This window comes from Myxococcales bacterium, from assembly GCA_022563535.1.
In the GTDB taxonomy this organism is placed as follows: Bacteria; Myxococcota_A; UBA9160; order UBA9160; family UBA4427; genus DUBZ01.
In genome coordinates, this window is the sequence record JADFNE010000035.1 from 1 (window position 1) to 21,057 (window position 21,057).

Consider the following 21,057-nt stretch of genomic DNA (forward strand, 5'->3'; position numbering starts at 1 on the left):
CGTGGCCAGGTCGTAGCCCCGCAGATACTTCGAGCCACTGATGATGACCTGTGGCTCTCCGCCGTGCTCGACGATGATGGGAGTGGTCCACGACGACACCCCATCTCGGGCTACCTTCCAGCGCTCTGTGCCGGTCCGCTTGTCGAAAGCAACGACAAACGACTGGCCTTCGTGGTCCCAGTTGACGACGAGCGTCTCGCCGTAAAGCGCCGGCGAACTGCCCTCGCCATGCCCGTGCAGTGTCCGCATCTGACCGAGGTCCGCTTCCCACAGCAGCTCACCGTCCAGATCCAGACAGTAGAGCCCATAGGAGCCGAAGTAGGCGAACAAGCGTTCGCCGTCGGTAATCGCGGAGTTGGACGCCAGGCTCGCGGTGTAATGTCCCCCGGCGTGCGGCAGTGCCTCTCGCACGGTCTGTTCCCAGAGAATCTCTCCGTCGCTGCGGCTGACGGCCAGGACGACAAACTTGTGGCGCTGTGTTACGGGAAGTTCGTCATGAGCATTGGGGAAGCCGCTGTACTTTGGTTTCAGAGCTTCACCGAATGATACGGCCGTGGTGACGAACACGCGGTCGCCCCAGACAATCGGCGTCGAATGCCCTGTCCCCGTATGCAGCGTCCAAATTGGCGGGTGAGCAGTATTGTCGAACGTTCTTTAATACGTATCATCTCGAGACCGTGTGTCTCAGGTATTTCAACATTTTTGGCCCGAGGCAGGACCCCGCATCGCAATATGCAGCGGTGGTTCCGAAGTTCATCGTCGCGGCGTTGCGTGGGGAATCTCCGACAATCTTTGGGGACGGAGAGCAAACGAGGGACCTCACCTATGTCCGGAATGCCGTTGCGGCAAATTTGGCGGCCTGCACAGCCTCGGCAGAGGCAGTCGCCGCGGAGGTATTCAACGTAGGCTGTGGGGAAGGGGTGAGCATCAAAGCGCTGTGGCATCGAATTCAGGAGATGACGGGCACGACGACGGAAGCCCGCTATGACGAGGCCCGCCCAGCCGAGGTGCGCGACTCCCTCGCGTGCCTGGAGAAATCGCGGCTGCTGCTGGGATACGTTCCGGAAGTCCTTCTGGATAAGGGGCTCGAGCATACGGTGGAATATTTTCGCGCCGACGGTGAATGATGCGTCTGCGCACGGCCGTCGCGAAGCGATGTCTCGACGTGATTGGAAGTGCGGCCGGCCTGGTGGTGTTCGCTCCGGTCCTGCTGGTGGTGTCGTTGCTCCTCAGGGCGGCCCACGGGCCGCTGATCCTCTTCCGACAACAGCGGCCGGGCAGACACGGGAAGCCGTTTTGGATCGTCAAATTCCGGACGATGCGCGAGGGGACGGGTCCGGACGGCGAGCGGCTGACCACGGTTGGGAAGTGGCTGCGGTCCACCAGCCTGGACGAACTCCCGGAGCTGTTCAACGTGTTACGCGGAGAGATGAGCCTGGTGGGTCCAAGACCTCTCCCCACGCGCTATCTGGAACGGTATTCTCCAGAGCAGGCTAGGCGGCACAACGTGAAGCCCGGAATAACCGGCCTTGTCCAGGTCAGTGGACGGAATCTGCTCTCCTGGGACGAAAAGTTTGAACTCGACGTCTGGTACGTGGATAACTGGTCGCTCTGGTTGGACGTCAAGATCCTGTTCCGCACGCTCTGGCATGTGGCCAGGCGCAAGGGCATCCACGCTCAGGGTGAGGCGACTATGAGGGAATTCCCCGGGTCGTAAGAGGGCTGCCCGGACGGCGGAGATTCGGCTGAGCGCATCGGTCCGGTCGGCCGTTCAGGGCCGGAGATCCAGTGAACCAAGGGAGTCGGACCGTGGAGGCAACGGATTCAGAAACCATTTTGCCGCCGATTCTCCTCTCGCCCCCTCACCTCTCCGGCGAGGAGATCGAACTAGTTTCCGCAGCGTTTGCATCCAACTGGATCGCGCCGGCCGGCCCCGACTTGGATGCGTTCGAGGAAGAGGTGGCCGCCAAGGTCGGTGTGGCGGCGGCGGCTGGCCTTTCGAGTGGGACCGCGGCGCTCCACCTTGCGCTCCTCACACTCGGCGTGGAGGCAGGGGACGAAGTCTTCTGCTCCACGTTCACCTTCGCCGCCCCCGCGAACGCGATCCGCTACTGCGGGGCGATACCGGTCTTCATTGACTCATCTCCAGATACCTGGAACATCGACCCCGGTCTCCTGGAACAGGAAATGCGTGCGGCGGCGAGCCGCGGCAAGCTCCCCAAGGCCGTCATCGTGGTGGACCTCTACGGGCAATGCGCGGACTACGATCCCATTGTGACGTGCTGCCGCGAGTACGGGGTGCCCGTTATCGCCGATGCCGCCGAATCCCTGGGTGCGAGCTACAAGGGGCGCGCTGCGGGGAGTCTCGGTGACATCTCGGTCTTCTCCTTCAATGGCAACAAGATCATCACCTGCAGCGGCGGCGGGAGTTTGTTGTCGGACAACACCGAGTATGTCGAGACGGCCCGCTTTCTCGCCACCCAGGCGCGGGATCCTGCGCCCCACTACGAGCATTCCAGGATCGGCCACAACTACCGTCTCTCCAACCTTTTGGCGGCAGTGGGGCGCGCCCAGCTGCGCGTTCTAGACGAGCGCGTGGCCGCGCGCAGGTGCAATATGGAGTTCTACCGCGCTCGCCTGGGTAGCGTGGATGGGATCCGGATTGCACCCGCAGCTCCCTATGGCGGCAGTAACGCCTGGCTGACCTGTATATTGATCGACGAGGAAGATTTTGGTGCTGCGCCCGAAACAATCAGGAAGCATCTGGCCACGCGACGGATCGAGGCCCGTCCTCTCTGGAAGCCCATGCATCTACAGCCGGTCTTCCGGCACCATCGGTGCGTCGGGGGGCAGGTTTCGAGCGGGCTCTTCGCCCGGGGACTCTGCCTTCCCAGCGGTTCCAGCCTGTCGGATTCGGACTTGAGGCGGGTTGTGGGAGGGGTTCTCGAGTGTGCTTCGTAGAGGTGTGCTTGACGGTTTATAGCCCGTCCTCAAGGGCCGTTGGTCGACGAGACTGCCTGGTTCGGAGCTTGATCCCATGATCCGATACGCCGTCTATGGTTCAGCGGGATGTGGCCGAGGTGTGATGCCACTGATTCGCGAGCAGGTAGCCCTCCGCGATGGAGATGCGGACTTTGTCTTTGTGGACGACGATCCCTCGCGGCAGGGGGGCGAGGTGAATGGAGTGCGGTGCATCCCCTTTGGCGAGTTGATTTCTGCAGATCTGACTTCGACTCGGATTTGCGTAGCCGTGGCCGAGCCGAATGTACGCAGAGCGCTCGTGGAAAAATGTCAGGCGGCGGGACTTGAGTTCTTTGAGGTCGCCGCCGCGGATCACGTTCGCTATGACGAGGTCGAGATTGCCTCTGGGGCGATTTTCTGCGCGAGTACGATGGTGACCGCGAACGTAAGGATCGGCGCCCATTTTCACTGCAACATCTACTCCTACGTAGAGCACGACTGCCTAATCGGCGACTTCGTGACCTTCGCGCCGCGGGTTTCGTGCAACGGAAATATCATTATCGAAGACGGTGCGTACGTCGGAACAGGTGCGGTCCTGAAACAGGGCACGCCGGGCCGGCCGCTCCGAGTAGGGAAGGGGGCCGTCGTGGGCATGGGCGCCGTGGTAGTCCGCGACGTGGCCCCAGGAAGTACCGTCGTCGGAAACCCCGCCCAGCCCCTCGAATCCCAAGGTTACAAAGAAGGCTGAGCGTCGTCGCCGATCGACTCTGCGCTTCCTCCAAACCGGCCAGCAGTCACGCCCGGCACTCATGAGGCCCGCGCACCTCCACCCCACCGCTTCCCCTCCCGCCCGACTCCGGTAAGCTCCCGCCCATGCACACCCGAATCGATCCAGGGCTTGGGGCGCCCGGGACAAACCCCGAGACGCGACGTCCACTTCCGCGTCACAACCCGCCGTCCTTTCTTCAGGTCGTTGCCCTGCTTCTGGCCGCGCTCGTCGTCCAGGCCGCGGGTAGCGCGTGCACCACGCCCGTCTCAGCCCCCGCTGATGGCGCCCCGCAACCCGACGCATCGGTGGATTCCACCACCTCGACGCCTCCCCGGGCCGCCTATCAACTCGGCAGCGGCGACAAACTTCGCGTCATCGTCTTTGGCGAAGAGGATCTTTCGGGCGAGTTCGAAGTCGACGATACCGGGGCGGTTTCGCTTCCGTTGGTGGGCGAGGTCGGTGCGGGCGGGCGCACGCTGCGGAGTTTTGAGGCGGCGGTCCGCGAGCAGCTCAGCGACGGCTATCTCAAGGATCCGCGAGTCAGCGTGCAGGTGATCAACTACCGGCCGTTTTACATCATCGGCGAAGTTGAAAAAGGAGGGGAGTATCCCTTCGTGAGTGGTATGCATTTGCTGAACGCGGTGGCCGTGGCGGGGGGATTTACCTACCGGGCCAATACTTCCAAGGTCTTTATCACGCGCGGCAATCGGGAACTCGAGTTTGCTGTCACCCCCGAACTTCGCCTCGAACCGGGCGATGTGATTCGCATTCCTGAGCGTTTCTTCTGAGGGTACGGGCACCCAGATTGATTTAGAGTACAGGCATCCAGCTTGAATTACTGAATCCCACCAAATTCGTCTTCGGCACCCGCGCTCGGCTCGAAACATGATATTGTTGGCCGCGCATCGATTGCGCGCGATCCCTTTAGGAGAGAATCAACATGCGACGATTCGAGACGCTTCTTCATGCACGACTCCATACACGACTCTGTGGGCGGGCGGTGGCTGTGTTGTTGAGCTTTGCGTTGACCTTTGCGTTGACCTTTGCGTTGCCCTTGGCGTTGACGCTAGCGGTGGCCGGTAGCGCCTACGGCGAGGATTCGGTTCAGGTCAAACACCAGAAGGCGATCCAGAAGATTCTGGATGACAACGCGGGAAATCCGGCTGGGGTGAAGGACGCGATCACGAAAATCCTTGGCAATGTGCAAGGCAACGATGCAGTACTCCGCACCCAGCAGATACTCGATGCCTTGCCTGGCGATCTCAGCTTTGAAGCTTGGGAGACGATTAGAGCCGCACTGGAGGAGAAGGCGATGCAGTTGGGTAAGGGGAGGGATTTCAGGAGTGTCAGCCGCCTGATTGACCAGATGCATGAAGTGAGACTTGCCCTTCAGACAGCCAAGCCCGGTCGGCAGTATTCCTCCCAGGTGCCGCTGCCGCCCCCACCGCAGACCACGGTCGTCTGCGTTAGCGAGAATTGTTAGCGCGGAATCATCCCAAAATGCGGGCGGGGACCCTCAATGCAACGGGGCAACGGGCGATGGCTGGCTCCGACCAATCCTCGATCCCATTTGGCATTCGATTTGACATTCGAAAGGAAGACACACTGTGAAGATTGGTTCACTCTTTTCGACTTCGGTTGAGCTGGCGGGCCTCTTCCTGCTGATTATTTTGCTCGCCGCCCCGATGGCGGGCGCCCAGGAGATGGACCCGCCCGCCGGCGTCCCAGATCGAGTCGCCCCAGAGAGCGACGCCTTGGGGATCGGGCTCGGCGGTTTTACCGGCTACCCGAAGCTGGGGTTTTCGACCGCGTACGACAGCAACATCTTCGCCATCGACTCCCAAGTGAAGAGCGATGCCCGCTTCGTGATCGATCCCTCGTTCGCCGTCGAGTCCAATTGGTCGAGCAACGAACTTTCGCTGGGCGGTTTTCTCTCCTCGTCCCTCTTAGCGGACAACACCACGGAGGATAAACTCGAGTGGGGATTCGGCACCTCGGGTCGGCTCGACGTGCTGGAAGGCAGCAATGTAAAAGCCATGCTCGGCTATCAGGATCTCACCGAAGACCGCGGCGGCATCGATGCGGTCGACGTTCCAAAGCCGGTCGACTACGGTCATCTGCAAGCGGGTCTGGTGGTCAACCATCGCATCAATCAGCTCACTCTCTCAGGGGGAGCCGACTTCCAGAGATTCGACTATGACCCCTCGAGCCAGAAATTCCGCGACCGCGATCTCTGGACCGCCACCGGCCAGGGGGGGTACACCTTTTCGCCCGGTTACAGCGGGTTTTTTCGCGCGGAGTTCAGCGATCGTAACTTCCAGAATCTATCCAACCCCCTCCCCCTCCCCGCCCCCCCCAACACCCGTGTCTCCCAGGATTCCCAGGGCTACGACTTGGTGGTGGGTGTGGCCTCCGAGATCACGAACTTGATCTCGGGAGAGGCCTCCATCGGCTACTTCGATCAGAACTACGACAGCTCCGCCCTCAAGGATGTCAGCGGCGTCTCTTTCCGCGTGGATCTCGAGTGGGAGGTCACGAAGATGACCTCGCTTCGGCTCACGGCTTCCCAGGACGTGGTAGATTCCACGACTGCGGGCTCAGGCGGCATCCTCTATACCAATGCAGGCTTCGGGGTGGACCACGAACTGACCCCGGAAGCCCACCTGAAGTTCGATTTCGGGTTCTACAACGGCGATTACAAGGGGATTGACCGGGAGGACGACGGCTTTCGCGTCTCGCTGGGGGCCGACTATCGGATGTCGCGATTCGTTCACCTCGATCTGCTCTACAGCTTCGAAGACCGCGACTCGAATGTGGCCGGTCAGGACTTCACCCGGCATCAGGTCAACTTTGGCGTTCGACTCCAGTACTAGGAGGCACCAGGGATCACACGGGACGCGCAGCGCCCGAGCCAGGTAACGGAGCAAGCACCTCTTTTGAAACAAGCCGAGCATTTTTCTGTCGCGGGGCCGAACGAAGTCGAGATCGATATCGGCGAGATCTTCCGTGCGCTTCGGCGCCGGCGTTGGGCGCTGGGCGGCTGCGTGCTGCTGATCACCTCGGTGGTCCTGCTCGTCACCTTCCAACTGACCCCGCTCTATACCGCCACCGCCGAGGTGCTCATCGACCTGCGCGATCACAATGTGGTCGATCTCGATTCTGTGCTCGCGGGCATTTCCTCCGATGCTTCGACCATCGAGAGTCAGATCCAGGTGATCCGCTCGCACTCTCTCGCCATCCGAGTGATCGAGACCCTCCGCCTGGATCGCGATCCCGAGTTCAACGAAGCCCTGCGCGAGCCCGGCATGGGGGCTGTGCTGCAGGCTTGGCTCCGGGGTCTGGCACCCGGCGAAGCCGAAGAAGCCAGCCAGGAGGAGCGCCTGGCCCTGGAGCAGACCCGGCTGATTGAAGCCTTCTCCGAGGCGCGGAAGGTTTCCCGGGTGGGGCGAAGCTCGTACGTCATCTCCATCGCTTTCACTTCCGAACGCGCAGCCAAGGCGACCCAGCTGGCCAACACCCTGGCGGAGTTCTATCTCGTGGATCAACTCGAGGCCAAGTTCAACGCGACCGAACGGGCCACGGATTGGCTGCATGAACGCCTGGGCGCCCTGGCGGCAGAGGTCGAGAAATCGGAGCGCCTGGTGGAGGCCTACCGATCGGAGCATGGTCTGGTGAATTCCCGGGGCACCACGGTCGACGAGCAGCAGCTCGTGGAGATCAACACCCAGTTGATCCTCGCCCGCGCCGATCTGGCCGAGAAGCGGGCGCGCTTTCGCCACGTGACCGAGCTGCTCGATTCGGGCGCGGGGGTCGAATCGGTGGCCGAGGTGCTGGCCTCCACCGTGGTCCACGATCTGCGTCAGAGGCAGGCCGAGCTGGCCCGGGAGCAGGCTGAACTCGAGTCGCGCTATGGCGACCGACATCCGCGCATGATCAACATCCGCGCCCAGCGCAAAGATCTTGAACTCGGAGTGGCCGCCGAACTGCAGCGCATCGTGGCCAACCTCGAGAACGAAGTCGTCGTGGCTCGTTCGCGAGCCCAATCCCTCGAGCGAAGCCTCACCGAGGCGCAGCACCAGCGCTCGGTGGGCGAAACCGCGCGCATCCGGCTGCGCGAGCTGAACCGCCACGCCATTGCCAACCGAACGCTCTACGAATCCTTCCTGGGCCGCTTCAACGAGACTCGCGAGCAACAAGGAATCCAAGAGGCCGATGCCCGGATCATCTCCGCTGCCACCGTGCCGGTCGAGCCCAGCTACCCCAGGAAGGGACTCTTTGCTGCAGCGGGTTTTCTGGCGTCCCTGATCGTGGGCGCCGGCGTGGTGTTTCTCCTCGAGCGCTTGGACAACGGCTTTCACAACAGCCGCGAGCTGGAGGACGCGCTGGGCCTCCCGCTGTTGGCATCCATCCCGGAGCTGTCCGAGGCCGACGCCCGGGTGGAGGAAGAGCTGCTCTCGCCCCACGATTACGTGCTCGCCCGGCCGCTTTCGATCTATGGCGAGGCGATTCGGGGTCTGCGCACAGCTCTGATGCTATCCAACGTCGATGTGCCACCCCGGGCCGTGCTCTTCAGTTCCGCGATGGCTTCGGAGGGCAAGACCTCCATCGCGCTCAGTCTGGCCCGGTCCATCGCCCAGTCGGGCAAGCGTGTGGTCGTGGTCGACGCAGATTTGCGCCGCCCCGCTGTGGCCCGGAGACTCGGGCTTAGTCCCGAAGCGGGGCTGATCGAGTACCTGGCCGGCCAGGCTTCCCTCGATGAAGTGATCGTCACCGACAAAAGCTCGGAGATGGACGTGCTTCCGGTCATTCAAGGGGCCGCCAACGCCCCAGATCTGCTGGGCTCCGAGAGCATGCGGATCCTGCTCGAAAAACTGAAGACGGATTACGATCTCGTGCTGGTGGATTCGCCGCCATTGCTTCTGGTTTCGGATGCCACGGTGCTGGGCGAGATCTGCGACAAGTTGGTCTTTGTGGTCAGGTGGGAGCAGACCCCGCGGCAAGCGGCCCTGGAGGCTATCCACCGGCTGCACCAGTTCGAAATTGACGTGGCCGGTGTGGTCTTGAACCGGGTCGACCTGAAGCGCGATGCCGAACACTACTACGGGGACAGCTATTACCGCAGCGCTTCGGATTATTACGTCAATTGATCGGGCGCGAAATCCAAGGCGGACACGGAGCGGGACGGGCTAATATGAAGGGGCGGGCAGGATTCGCACTCGTCGTTGGGCTGGCCCTGGCCGTTGGAGGGGGGACGCGGGGCATGAGCGCGCTGGCCGCTCGCGCCGCCCATCCCGTTGTTCATGCGCTGGGCCTGGGCCAGGCACCCGATGATGCATCCCTGGCTCGAGGCGTCGCGGCCCTGGAGCGCTCGGCCGAGTGGTGGGGGACGCCTGCTCGCAGATACGGCGACCTGGCCTTGCTGCAATTCGAACTCGCCCGGCGCGAAGAAGCAAACCCGGGGCGGTTCGTCCCGCGAATCAACGCTGGGGTCGCGGCCCAGCGGGCCGCCCTGGCCCTGGCACCGGCGGACGGCAGCGGGTGGGCGCGGCTCGTCTATGCCCAGAAGCTCCGGGCCCAAAAGCTCCGGGCCCGGGAGCGTGGCGACCCCGCGGCAGGTCGAGCCACGAGCAACGATGCGGGCTCACTTGGTGCCCTCGAGATGGCGTTCCTGACCCGCGACCTCAGCTTCTCGCTGGTGCGTTTCCGACTCGCTGCCGCGTTGGATCAATGGGCGATGCTTCGGCCCTGGCTCCGTACCGCAGCCCGGGCCGAAGTCCTCGAGCTGACCCGCTACGGAGCCCGGGGTATGGACGCTCTGGTGGATCTCTACCTGGCTTCGCCTCACCCCGCAGTCATCGACGAAGAACTTGCCGCCGCTCCGCAACAGAAGGCCGACTTTGAACAGCGCCTGGCGCGCCGCCCGAAGCAGCGCTGATTCTGGGCTGATGCCGCCCACCGTTCACGACCAGGGACTAGAAGCAGTCAAGCGAAGCGGCAGTGCGTGAGCTCCGGCGCAAGACGCGCCGGAGGTTCCAGTTGTAAACCTCTCCGTCGTCTGCGCCGGGAGCTGCGATCCGATCGCGTGCCCCGGAACCCGGCGCCGAAGTGTCCCTTCTCGCTAATAACGCAATTATGCGTAAGATAAATCAGAAAGAACTTCCAGCAACAAGCCAGCAATAAACTTGCCGATGAGCCTGCTGGATTACGCATGGCGGTGTTGTTTTCAGCGACGCCGAACTCCGAGCCAAATCGAAAAGTCCCTCTTAGGGCCCCTAGAGCCCCTGTCGGCAGCATTTACAATTACATGTCGTGTGAAGTGTAATCATCTCAGTTGTTACGCATCGCTATACTAAAGACAAAGGGTGGACTCCAACCGCCCAGACCTCGAACTTGACACGAACGCGCAGCGCGATTCTCTCCTGGCTATGCCGAGCCACGAAAAAGTTCTGAGGGTCCCGAGCCGCAAGAACTCCTTCATCGACTTCTATCCCGTCATCAAAGGCAAGGGCCGGTTCCTCTATTCATTCACGGGCAGGGGCTTCACGAATGAAGCTGAGCTGGTTCGGGACCGGATCAACGCCCGCTCCATTCGAAGTAGGAATTCGAGAAGCCGTCAATCAGTTCCGATCGCTGACGGGATGCATGGAAGGATCAAACGACGTACGATGCACGAGCGAAGGCGGCTCTACCGATCTGCGCAGGCCGCCTAGGTAAATACTGAAAACCGTCTCTTAGCTCTGAGACCATCTGCAATCCGAAATAGTCTGACGACGTACACGTAACATCTGTACAAAGGAGAACGAATGAGCACCAAAGACGAAGTTTTCAATGCGATCCAATCACAAGTGGGCGAGATTCAAGCAAAGTTCGAAGAACTAAAAGGCCGGGCTGAAGTTCAAGCTAAACTGGGCCAAGCCGAAGCCAGAGAAGCCTTCCAACCCCTCATCGATAACGTTGAAAGAGAGATCAAAAAAACAACACAAAAAATTGATGAGCTCAAGAATTCATCTGAAGAAGCGAATGAAGAAATAAGGCATGGTGCAAACCTAGCGATCAAGGCCCTAGGTATAGCTTTTGACAAAGCTGCAGACAAATTTGGGAAATGAAACAGTAGTTTCGAAAACCACGTCAAATATATCGTGTTTGCCGCGACTTACGCGATTATTCAGCGATCGCTTCCCAGTTGTTATTCAAGCGAAAACGCGCCGGATAACATTCTAGGGTCGGCTCAATGACACGAGTTCGTTCCTGTTGCTTACTGTGAAGCGCGTATTGCTCAAGGATTGGTCGAACTTCTCACGGAGCCGTCGAATCTCGCGTACCGCGGCTTCAGTAGATTGATTTCGTTCCTTGCTCGTGTCGAGACTCTCCTCGAGGTTCCAAACCCCGTAAAGTGTCTCTTAGATTAGACCGTTCAAATCTCCGAATCTTGCTGACGGGCTACACACGCAGGTTGTCGCTGATCCGTTATTGCAACGGAGGTTTCCTGTGTCGGACGAATCCCCGTATCAAAAATCGTACTCAGAAGACTCCTTCTGGATCAAGGTGAAGAACTTCGCTCTCGCTGCCGGACGCGAGGTAATTGAGAAAGCTCTGATTCTCTACTACTCGATAGGGGAGCCCGACGTACCAAAATGGGCAAAGGGCACCATCGTGGTGACTTGCCCCTTGAGAACGATCCAGGGTGCATCAGCAGATCTCATGGGTCCAGCACGTTTGCGCTGAATCGAGTTCGAATACGGTCGAGTAGAGCATTGGATGTGTCGAATCCCGGTCACGGGATCGACGCTAATACACGCCCTGCGTGATCCTCAAGGCCGTCCGATCAGTATCCCCGATTTGCTTTCTCGTAGAGATCCAGAGTCTCGGACGAAAACCCAGCTTTGCGCGCGCGCTCGACAAGCCGGCCGATTGCCGCATGGGCATCCGTTGCTTCACTTTGTGCCTGATTTTGCGACGCGATCAGCGCGGGATCGACCTCTCCGCCGTTTTGCCTGGCCTGATACTCGGCACGTGCTCGCGCGGCGGAGGCCTCCTCCGATTGGCGCTTCTTCTCGAGCCAGTTCCGCCGCGCCGCAATCAACTCTTCTTTCAGCGGTTTGTTGCTGGACGGGGCGATAATGTGGAGGCCACTCTCGGCCGGCACTGGAGTGATCGGCGCCAAGCTGGTCGTGTTACCTGATTTCTGCTGCGCTGCGGGAGGTGCACCGTCGGGGTAGTAGTCCTCGACCCATTCGTCGTTGACGAAATAACAGCCGCCCGGGATCCCGCGCCGAGACTTGTGGCGGCAGGCCCGACGGGACCGTTCGCGCCGATTGAGTGGGCGGTCCCGATCGCGGTCCACATTCCTGCCCTCTTCGCGATTCCGAGCCGAAGCGTCTGGTTTGCCGACGTGCGTGGCCCCGTGTTCCGCCCGGTGGTGGTCTGCGCGAGCTGCCTTGCCTCCCGGTTGCGCGGTCGCAGCGACGGCCCAGGTAATCGTCATCAGGACGACCAGGATTGGGATCAAGAGACGCGAATGAATGTGCACAGCGATTCCTCCAGGTAACGCACGGTTGACCTGTGCGGACTATCGGTGAATCATCAGTGCGACTTGAAGAGCCGTGTCAAACATTCTCAGAACTGGGAAGACACCTATTTGACACAGATCCCTGATCATCGCGTCGACTGGAGTTCGACGAACGGCCTGGGTGTAATCGCACACCCCCAGGCTGATACCGCACCGGGTTTCTCGTCGCGGCGAATCAATGACACGCCGGATGGGACTACTAAATGGCCGTGTCGGTCTCGCCACCGCAGTAAATGCCCAGATCCGCACTCGTGAGACCCAGCGGCGCGACAAGATGCGGAAGTAACTGAACTATTGAAAACCGCCCCTCACGGATCGCAATTTCACGCGCTCGCGTACCAGACAACGGAGTTGGACTGCTGCCGGGACACGGTGGGCTCCGTGCTCACAGAATTGGTGGACAAGGCGAAGAGCTGAGACTGATCATTGGTGCTGGCTTGGTGCTGGGCGAAAATCAGGCAAATTTCCTTCTCGATATCAATCGGTTGCAAACCCGATCAGAGGTTCGAGTCCTCTTCGCCGCACTATTCTTCCTTGCAATTTCTTCAATAACCTAGTTCAAAAACTTTTGGCTGCTGGCTACTCCCACTGCCCACTCTCCTGCCACCAGCTGGACTCGAACATTTCGTGATGGCGGGGCCCGTGACGGCTGCACTTGCCAGGCTGATCGAGCCGCAGATCGACAACGACGATGCTTTCACAGCGGGCATGCTCCACGACTTCGGCAAAACCGCGATGGTCAACAGCCACTCCGCGCTCTTTGCCAAGGTGCTCGACGAGGTAGACAGACGGGGTACATCGTTCATGGAAGCGGAACAAGCCGCATTTGGATTCGATCACGCAGCGCTCGGCGGTCGCCTGGCACTGCGCTGGCGATTACCGACTGCGCTGTCAGAAGCAATTCGCTTTCACCATGGCAACGCCGAGACCTTGGCAATGCTGCCCGAATTGCAGGGCCGTTTCGTAGCGATCGTCGCACTCGCGACAGTGTGCATGACAAGTCTCGGAATTGGGAGAGACGCGCCGATCCCGAACATCGACATCGCGAGCCAGCCGGCATGGAAATCGCTCGAGCTCGACAAAGAGGATCTGCCGTCTGTAATCGAGACGTGCAAAAAAGCGTTGGCGGACGCGAAGTTTTTTATCGGCTGAACCCCAACCCAAGATCAATCACACGAGTACTGTAAAAATCAAGCAACTCTCGCCACATGGTGCGCCCATTCAAGAATGATTCCTATTGGAATTACGCGTTCTTGACGATACGGGGGGGGGGCTGCCAATGAGCCAGCTTGCCTCTAATAGGGGGACTTTTTCCAATGTTCATCGGCACAACTCATTTCATGCGGCGGTCTGTTTGTTGGGTCGCCTTCCTCGTTCTTGTATTCGCTTTACCCGCCATTGCGGCGTCGACGGAGGATCTCGGCGACTTCAGTCTTGAAGATCTCCTGGAGCTGCAACTCGACCAGATGGCCATTACTGGAATTCATCACACTCACGAAAAGGGCGAATGGATGGTTGGGTACAGCTTCATGTCCATGGGCATGGACGGCAACCTCGATGGCACGAGCAGTCAGAGCAAGAGTGAGGTCTTCGCCCAGGGGTTCGCCGTCACTCCGGTCAGCATGTACATGGAAATGCACATGTTCAACCTCATGTATGGAGTTTCCGACGACGTCACGCTCATGCTGATGATGCCGTATCTTCGCAAGTCGATGGACCACGTGCGAATGGATGGCAAGAAGTTTACCACTGACAGCCGTGGCATTGGCGACATCGGCATCAGCGCGCTGTACAGCTTGTATCGCGTCAAACACCACCGACTGATCGCAATTGCAGGCATGAGCTTTCCAAGCGGGTCGATCGACGAGACCGATCTCCTACCCGGCATGATGATGGCCCCGGCAAGCTTCGCGCGTCTCCCCTACCCGATGCAACTCGGCTCAGGAACCTACGACTTCAAATTGGGCGCTACCTATCTCGGCCAGATCGAAAACTGGACCTGGGGTACTCACGCTTCCGGCAAGATCCATTCGGGTAAGAACAAGCACGACTACCGCCTGGGCGATCGCTACGAAATCACGACCTGGGCGGCAAGACAGACGACCAACTGGAGCAGTGTCTCACTGCGGCTGAAGTGGAATCAGTGGCTCAACATCAAGGGCGCCGATCCAGCGTTGATGCCAACGATGGTCCCAACCGCGGATCCCGATCTCCGCGCCGGTCGTCGACTCGACCTGCTCTTCGGAGTGAATGCCTTCGCCGGAGAGGGCCAATACGAGGGCCTGCGGATTGGCCTGGAAGCGGGACTCCCCGTGTACCAATCGCTGGATGGCCCTCAACTCGAAACCGACTGGATCGTCGGGCTGAGCATCGACTGGATTCTGTAGATGCTTGGCACCGGGGCATCTCCGCCATCGCGGCGGTCGTGTACTAGATGGCTTGCCAGCGCCGTGTTTTTTGCGGCGTTCGCAATCAGCGGCCCCGTCGCTGCAGACGCATTGAAAATTCGCGCCGCCCTCCTCTATCGCTTTGCGACCTTCACCACCTGGCCGGAGTCGGCGTTTGGCGACAAATCCGAACCCGCTTGTTTTGCCATAGTCGGGGATTCGGCACTGGCCGATGCACTGCGAGAGATCGTCAAGACAAAACGACTCCATGGACGAGCGATCGAGGTCGTGAGCCTTTCGCGTCGCAAGACACGACACCATTGTCAGGTTGTGTACTTCGGAAACACGGCATCCAATAGAATCTCACCAGGGGCAATGCCCGACCCGATTTTGACCGTCGGTACTGCGGACTCGTTTCTCGAACGTGGCGGTATGATCTACTTGTTTCGTGAGGGGAACAAGTTCAAGTTCTCAGCCAACCGCCAGGAGGCAAAGCGAGCGAACTTGCGCCTGAGTTCCAAGCTGCTTCGATTCGCAAAAGAAGTAATTGACTGAGTGAAAGCCTTGCGGCTTCAACTCATCATGCTTCCGTACCGCGGAGGTCGCGAAACCCACCCTGGTAGTAGACCAACGGCTCGACGTCGTGAATTTCGAGGTGCTCGACCTGTCCAATACAAAGAACGTGATCCCCGGCGACGTGCATCGCTACCACGGTGCAGTCCAACATGACCTTGGATCCCGGAATCAACGGCGCACCCGTTACGGCCTTGGACCAACTGAGCCCCTCGAAGCGAGTGTCCTCGCGTTCTTCGGATGCGAACAAATTCGAGAGATCCAACTGATCCGTCGAGAGAACGTTGACCGCAAAGCACTTTCCCGCGCGAATGACATCCAGGGTATTGGCGGTTTCAGACACGCTGACGACCACGAGCGGGGGGTCGAGCGAAACGCTGGTGAAATCAGAGACCGTCATTCCGTGGACATGTTCGCCGTCGCATGATGTCACGATCGCGACGCCCGAGACTCGGCAACCGAGGCATGCTTTGAATTCTTCTGGACTTACAGCCAACGCTAGATTCCTCTATTTGCCCTAGAAAACTCTCGTGGGGCGATCTCTTCTCGCAATCAATGGTCTTCGAGGAACTCTTTCGGAATCCTGAGGGCATCGACCTTGCGCGCGAAGCGCTTCTTGGGATCGTTCTCATCCTTGATCCAGTAAATATTCACTCTCGCTTTGAGCGGAATCTCGCTGAGCTTCATGGGCCTGGCGTTGATGGTGGCGGTCGTTCGGGTCATGACCGACCCCTCGAACTTGACGTTGTAGACGATCGTCTTGCCTTTTTCCTTGACCGTCATCGTGCCCGCCTCGGTATCGAAGGCGATCAGCCGGACCTCTTTTGACAGCTTGCTCCTCATCTTCTTGTCGGCGTCGGCGGTCCCGGCGGTCAGCGTAAACAGGACAGCCACAGCCGCTGCCACTACGCAACCGACTAGGCGACCGACCGATTGCTTGGTGAATTTCTGCATCATGAGTTCTCTCCGCTATTCCGGACCATTCGAGTCGCAACACTAACCGTTTTTGAGCGTGGGCGTCATCGGCTGTGCTGTTTTTGCTTTCTCGACACCGACACTAGCGAGCCGCGAGGTCGTTCTGCGCCGGCACCCAGACCAGCACCAGATCCATCACGTTGGTCCCCGTAGGACCCGTGGTGATCGTGTCCGATACTGCGCGAAAGAAGCCATGGGAATCGTTGTCGGCGAGCGCGCGATGAGCATCGACTTCGCAGCGTCGTCCGCGTTCTACCGTCTCGACGTCAGCCCAGGCACCGGCTGCCGCGGTAGATCCGTCACTGCCATCGGTTCCCACGGCGAGCAGAACGGCGCCCTGCACTACCGATCCGTCGAATTCGATTGCGGCCGCAAGAGCGAGTTCTTGATTGCGACCCCCGAGTCCTTTGCCACGAACCTCTACCACGGATTCGCCGCCGGCGATCAGACACACAGGGTCCACACAGACCACCGCCGCCGAGAGTGCCGCGATACGCCGCCCAACTCGTGCCGCTTCGTCGTGGATGCACCCGCCCAACGAAACCGCGCGCGCACCCAATGCGGTCGCCGCAGCCGCGGCAGCATGTCTTGCATCCGCATTGCTCGCCACGATGCGATGTCGAACCCGGGCAAAGGCTCGCTCTCCGGGCTTTGGACTTTCCGGTTCCTCGCCGTCTCGCCCGCTGTTCAAGTAACGCAACACCCTCGCGGGCACGCGTTGGGTGAGGCCTCTGCGCTCGAGAACCTCGAGCGCGTCCTGGAACCGGGACGGGTCGGGTGCACAGGGACCCGACCCGATCACATCGAGCCGGTCTCCCAAAACGTCCGAAACGGCCAACACCGCGATCTGCGATGCCGCGGCCGACATCGCGAGCCGACCTCCGGAGATTTGCGATAGATGCTTGCGAACCGCGTTTAATTCGCCGATGTCCGCGCCCGATTCCAACAACAGCCGATTGGTCACCGCCAGTTCTTCGCAGCTGATCCCTTTCGGAGGAAGCGAAGCCAGGGCCGAAGCTCCCCCGGATAGCAGCACCAGCAACAGGTCTTCCGGGTCGGCTGAAGCCACCAGATCGAGAACCCTGGTGGCCGCCGCCTCTCCCCGGGCGTCGGGCACGGGATGCCCCGCCTCAATCACTTCGAAGAGCGAGAGATCGTGTCCTTCGCAATGCCCGTCTTTCGTCACGACCAGGCCCGTGCGGATGTGCTCGGGAACCAGTGCGGCGACGCCGGCCGCCATCGGCGCGGCGGCTTTGCCGATCGCAACCACAATGAGCTTGGCGCTACCGGAGAGTTTGTATCCGCAGACGGAAAGACCGCTGGCTTCGACCGCGAGTTCCTTTGAGACCGCGGCCCTCGCGTCGACCGCAGCAAGGGCTGCTCGCAAAATTTTCTGAAGCTGATCGCGCGGGTCGCTGGACCGGCTCACGACTCGTCGGGAGCGGACTCGGCTCGAATGATTTTGCTCGACTCTCGAGGACGCAGGCGAATCTCGATTCGCCGATTCTGGCTGCGACCCTCAGTGTCGTCATTTGCCGCCACCGGAGCGAATTCGGCGCGCGAAATCGCCTGCAGACGCGCGCCTTCGATTCCAGCGGACTCGAACAAGCGCACGACACTCGAAGCGCGGGCACCCGCCAGTTCCCAGTTGGTCGGATAGCGCTCTTTGAGTGCGCCGCGGATCTGCTGGTTGTCGGTATGTCCCTCGACATCAACCTCGTAATCGAGCTTCTTGATATGAGCAGCGACCGTCTCGAGAACTTTTACCCCGTCAGGATCGAGATTCGCGGAACCGGAATGAAACAGAATGTCGTCCGACACGGCTACGCGCAGACCGGATCTCAATTGCTCGATCTCGATCGCGCCCTTCTGCAGTTCCGACTCGAGATCGTCGACCAGACCCTCAAAGGTCGACTGCAGATCCCGCACGTTATCGCTGGCTGTCGTCAGTGCGAGGTTAGTCGATTCGAGTTGTTCACTGAGTTGGGCTTTGCTTTCGGTGAGGCGGGCGACATCCTCTTCGAGCGCTGCCCGCTCGATCGAGAGGGCCTCACCTTCGACGCGCAGATCTTCGAGTTCATCGTAGATCTGCGCTCGCTCCGCTTCGAGGGAGGCGTTGGAGACTTCGAGCTTGCCAGCTCGCTGACCGAGATTTGCGGCCGTGGCGGCGACCGCGTCGCGTTCGGCCACGACTTCGTTGTACGCCAAAGTGCTCACGCATGCAGTCGCCTGAAAGACCAGCAGGACCGCGATCAGGACCGCACCCATTGCAGCTTTGATTTCAGGCAGGTGACAGAGTTCGGCTGAGTGCTTCATCGATTGTCTCGACATATTCCAGAGTCAGACCTTTTAGCAGTTCGTCGGGGATCTCGTCGATATCTTGGCGGTTCTTTTCCGGCAGCACTACGCACTCGATTCCCGCCCTCCTCGCGGCCAGCACCTTTTCCTTGATTCCGCCCACAGGAAGAATCTTTCCCCGCAGCGTAATCTCGCCGGTCATCGCCACCTTGGGAAGTACTGCGCGACCGGTGTAGAGCGATGCCAGGGACGTCACCATTCCGATTCCCGCCGATGGACCGTCTTTCGGGACTGCGCCCGACGGAACATGCAGATGAATATCGCTCGTCAGGAAGCATTCCGGATTCAGGCCAAACTGCTCGGCTTCACTTCGCAACCAGGAACGAGCCGCTTCGACCGATTCACGCATGACCTCACCCAGCGATCCGGTCAGCTTGAGTTCACCCTTGCCTGGCATCTTCGTCGATTCGATGAACAGGATGTCGCCGCCCGCCGGTGTCCAGGCGAGTCCTACAGCCACCCCGGGCTGTGAGCCCTGCTCGGCCAGGTCGGGTTCGTATTTTTCCGGCCCCAACAAGTCGAACAGATCCCCGGGTTCAACCCGCACGGGACCGCTCACTTCGCCTTCTGCGACCCGCCGCGCAATCTTGCGACACACGGCCCCAACTTCTCTCTCGAGGTTGCGCACTCCGGCCTCCCGGGTGTAGCGCTCGCAGAGAACGAGCAGGGTCTCATCCGCAATTTCAAACTCGATCTGGTCGATGCCGTTCTGTTCGATTTGCCGCGGGACCAGAAACCGCTTCGCGATCTCGACCTTTTCTTCGACGGTGTATCCCGGCAACTCGATCACTTCCATCCGGTCCCGTAACGCGGGCGGAATGGGATCCATGATGTTCGCCGTGGCGATGAAGAGCACGCCCGAAAGATCGAAGGGCACTTCGAGATAGTGATCGCTGAACTCGAAATTCTGCTCGGGATCGAGCACCTCGAGCAGCGCGGAAGACGGATCTCCACGGGTGTCGGAACCGACTTTGTCGATCTCGTCGAGCACCAGCACAGGATTGCGGGTCTTCGCCTTGCGCAAGCACTGAATGAAGCGACCCGGTAATGCGCCGACATAGGTTCTGCGATGGCCCCGAATCTCGGCTTCGTCGCGCACACCACCCAGGGAAATGCGTCCAAATTGGCGTCCCAAGGCTCGGGCGATCGAGCGTCCCAGGGACGTCTTGCCCGTTCCGGGCGGGCCCACGAAGCAAAGGATCGGCCCCTTGAGATCTCGCTTCAGGCTGAGGACCGCTATGTACTCGACGATCCGGTCTTTGACCTTGTCCAGGCCGTAGTGATCTTCGTCGAGCATCTCTCGTGCGGCGCGAACGTCGAGGCGATCCTCCGACTGCTTGCTCCAAGGCAGATCGGTCATCCATTCGAGATAGGTTCGGATCACACTGTGCTCGGCCGCCGCCGGCGGCGCCTGTCCGAGCCTCTCCAGTTCTCGCATCGCGTGCTTCAGGGTCTCTTCGGGCATCCCCGCGACTTCGATTCGTTCGCGCATGCGGTCGAGTTCCGCCTGATCATCTTCGACCTCGCCAAGTTCGCGGCGAATCGCCTCCAGTTGCTGACGCAGCATGTAGTCACGCTGGGTCTGGCCCATTTCGGTCTGGACCTTCTCGCGAATCTCGGTCTCGATTTCGTGCGCGTCGCGCTGCCGAATGATTCTCGCGAGTACTTCCTTGAGCCGGTCCTCGATCCCGGCCATTTCGAGCACTTCTTGTTTTCCAGCGACGTCCAGATCGAGATTTGAAGCCACCAGATCCGCCAGACGCGAGGGGTCATCGAGACTCATGGCCAGCAAGTGGAGCTCATCCGAAAGTCTGTGACTCTCGCCGACCAGGGACGCGAATTGTTGGCTGACATTGCGAACCAGTGCCGTCATTTCGACCGAGTCACGATCACCGAACTCCTTGAGCAGGCTGATCTTGCCGCGCAAATAATCGTCGCCGTTTTCGAATTCGTCGATCGATACGCGTGCGACTCCCTGCACCAGCAATCGGTACGACTCGTCGGGGAACCGGATCATCTTGACGATGCGCAGCAACGTCCCCACCCCATAGACATCGTCGGGACCGGGGCTGCCCTCGACCGGATGCCGGACAGCGCTGCAGACCATCAGCCGATTGGAACTCTCGATCACTTCGTCGATCAATCGCTTCGAACGAGTGGTGTTGACCAGCAGTGGCGAGTCCAGATGCGGAAACAACACGGTGTTCTTGAGTGGAAGCACTGGCAGCGTTTCCGGCAACCCGCCCAGATCGACGTCAGCCAGATCGGCAGTCGAATCGATCAGGACATCAGCCCCAGCGTTGTCGATGTCGTCTGCTTCGTCCCAATTGTCTTCTTCGGGAGCCTCTTTTTCGCGCTCGTCGCTCACTGACTTCCCTTCCATGGGTTGCCCGAACAGTCTGGACTGAGGATCAAGACGGGTACACCGCCGCACCCACCTGCACAACGGTAGAACCTACCGCTGG

At 60.2% G+C, this 21,057-nt stretch carries 21 protein-coding genes; 14 read left to right on the top strand and 7 right to left on the bottom strand.

Going from position 1 to position 21,057, the window contains the following annotated elements; all coding sequences use genetic code 11:
* Positions 1-567, bottom strand: a 567-nt coding sequence (locus tag IH881_12045; GenBank protein MCH7868420.1) for a PQQ-binding-like beta-propeller repeat protein, incomplete at its 3' end; no start/stop codon positions are given.
* Between the two features lie 56 nt (positions 568-623).
* Between IH881_12045 and IH881_12050 the strand changes: the two genes are divergently transcribed.
* The 11 genes from IH881_12050 to IH881_12100 all read left to right on the top strand — a co-directional run bounded on the left by IH881_12050 (position 624) and on the right by IH881_12100 (position 11,455).
* A complete protein-coding gene (locus tag IH881_12050) occupies positions 624-1,127 on the top strand; it encodes an NAD-dependent epimerase/dehydratase family protein (protein ID MCH7868421.1) in 504 nt (167 codons plus the stop codon).
* Positions 1,127-1,717 (top strand): sugar transferase, encoded by a 591-nt coding sequence (locus IH881_12055; GenBank protein ID MCH7868422.1) that lies wholly within the window; start codon positions 1,127-1,129, stop codon positions 1,715-1,717. The genes IH881_12050 and IH881_12055 overlap by 1 nt, the downstream gene beginning before the upstream one ends.
* A 116-nt stretch (positions 1,718-1,833) precedes the next feature.
* Positions 1,834-2,961 (top strand): aminotransferase class I/II-fold pyridoxal phosphate-dependent enzyme, encoded by a 1,128-nt coding sequence (locus IH881_12060; GenBank protein ID MCH7868423.1) that lies wholly within the window; start codon positions 1,834-1,836, stop codon positions 2,959-2,961.
* A 76-nt stretch (positions 2,962-3,037) separates the two neighbouring features.
* Complete coding sequence (locus IH881_12065) at positions 3,038-3,709, top strand: NeuD/PglB/VioB family sugar acetyltransferase (protein MCH7868424.1); 672 nt, start codon at positions 3,038-3,040, stop codon at positions 3,707-3,709.
* Positions 3,710-3,834: 125 nt separating this feature from the next.
* On the top strand, positions 3,835-4,518 hold the full coding sequence (locus IH881_12070) for a polysaccharide export protein (GenBank protein ID MCH7868425.1): 684 nt from the start codon (positions 3,835-3,837) through the stop codon (positions 4,516-4,518).
* Positions 4,519-4,670: 152 nt separating this feature from the next.
* Positions 4,671-5,213: a hypothetical protein gene (locus tag IH881_12075; GenBank protein ID MCH7868426.1), complete on the top strand. Its 543-nt coding sequence runs from the start codon at positions 4,671-4,673 to the stop codon at positions 5,211-5,213.
* A 124-nt stretch (positions 5,214-5,337) separates the two neighbouring features.
* A complete protein-coding gene (locus tag IH881_12080) occupies positions 5,338-6,603 on the top strand; it encodes an outer membrane beta-barrel protein (protein ID MCH7868427.1) in 1,266 nt (421 codons plus the stop codon).
* 63 nt (positions 6,604-6,666) lie between these two features.
* On the top strand, positions 6,667-8,877 hold the full coding sequence (locus IH881_12085) for a polysaccharide biosynthesis tyrosine autokinase (protein MCH7868428.1): 2,211 nt from the start codon (positions 6,667-6,669) through the stop codon (positions 8,875-8,877).
* 44 nt (positions 8,878-8,921) lie between these two features.
* Positions 8,922-9,665: a hypothetical protein gene (locus IH881_12090; protein MCH7868429.1), complete on the top strand. Its 744-nt coding sequence runs from the start codon at positions 8,922-8,924 to the stop codon at positions 9,663-9,665.
* Between the two features lie 868 nt (positions 9,666-10,533).
* On the top strand, positions 10,534-10,836 hold the full coding sequence (locus IH881_12095; protein ID MCH7868430.1) for a hypothetical protein: 303 nt from the start codon (positions 10,534-10,536) through the stop codon (positions 10,834-10,836).
* 382 nt (positions 10,837-11,218) lie between these two features.
* The gene (locus tag IH881_12100) at positions 11,219-11,455 is read left to right on the top strand and encodes a hypothetical protein (protein ID MCH7868431.1); all 237 of its coding nucleotides are present in this window, start codon (positions 11,219-11,221) and stop codon (positions 11,453-11,455) included.
* 100 nt (positions 11,456-11,555) lie between these two features.
* On the opposite strand, the gene IH881_12105 is transcribed toward IH881_12100, so the two are convergent.
* Positions 11,556-12,260 carry a hypothetical protein gene (locus IH881_12105; GenBank protein MCH7868432.1) on the bottom strand — a complete coding sequence of 235 codons (705 nt, stop codon included), beginning with the start codon at positions 12,258-12,260 and terminating at the stop codon, positions 11,556-11,558.
* A gap of 681 nt (positions 12,261-12,941) precedes the next feature.
* Here IH881_12105 and IH881_12110 point away from each other — a divergent pair.
* The 3 genes from IH881_12110 (at position 12,942) to IH881_12120 (ending at position 15,241) form a co-directional block, all read left to right on the top strand.
* Positions 12,942-13,451 (top strand): HDOD domain-containing protein, encoded by a 510-nt coding sequence (locus tag IH881_12110; GenBank protein ID MCH7868433.1) that lies wholly within the window; start codon positions 12,942-12,944, stop codon positions 13,449-13,451.
* A 164-nt stretch (positions 13,452-13,615) separates the two neighbouring features.
* Positions 13,616-14,686 carry a transporter gene (locus IH881_12115; protein ID MCH7868434.1) on the top strand — a complete coding sequence of 357 codons (1,071 nt, stop codon included), beginning with the start codon at positions 13,616-13,618 and terminating at the stop codon, positions 14,684-14,686.
* 63 nt (positions 14,687-14,749) lie between these two features.
* Entirely contained in the window at positions 14,750-15,241 is a 492-nt protein-coding gene (locus IH881_12120; GenBank protein ID MCH7868435.1) for a YfiR family protein, read from the top strand.
* Between the two features lie 25 nt (positions 15,242-15,266).
* Here IH881_12120 and IH881_12125 read toward each other — a convergent pair whose 3' ends face one another.
* The 5 genes from IH881_12125 to lon form a co-directional block, all read right to left on the bottom strand.
* Positions 15,267-15,755, bottom strand: coding sequence for a flavin reductase (locus IH881_12125; protein ID MCH7868436.1), 489 nt, complete (start codon positions 15,753-15,755; stop codon positions 15,267-15,269).
* Positions 15,756-15,811: 56 nt separating this feature from the next.
* A complete protein-coding gene (locus IH881_12130) occupies positions 15,812-16,216 on the bottom strand; it encodes a hypothetical protein (GenBank protein MCH7868437.1) in 405 nt (134 codons plus the stop codon).
* A 100-nt stretch (positions 16,217-16,316) separates the two neighbouring features.
* Positions 16,317-17,663 (bottom strand): DUF4147 domain-containing protein, encoded by a 1,347-nt coding sequence (locus IH881_12135; GenBank protein MCH7868438.1) that lies wholly within the window; start codon positions 17,661-17,663, stop codon positions 16,317-16,319.
* Complete coding sequence (locus tag IH881_12140) at positions 17,660-18,550, bottom strand: OmpA family protein (GenBank protein ID MCH7868439.1); 891 nt, start codon at positions 18,548-18,550, stop codon at positions 17,660-17,662. Before IH881_12140 ends, IH881_12135 begins: the two co-directional genes overlap by 4 nt.
* The gene (gene lon, locus IH881_12145; protein MCH7868440.1) at positions 18,516-20,975 is read right to left on the bottom strand and encodes an endopeptidase La; all 2,460 of its coding nucleotides are present in this window, start codon (positions 20,973-20,975) and stop codon (positions 18,516-18,518) included. The genes IH881_12140 and lon overlap by 35 nt, the downstream gene beginning before the upstream one ends.
* Positions 20,976-21,057 lie beyond the last annotated feature (82 nt).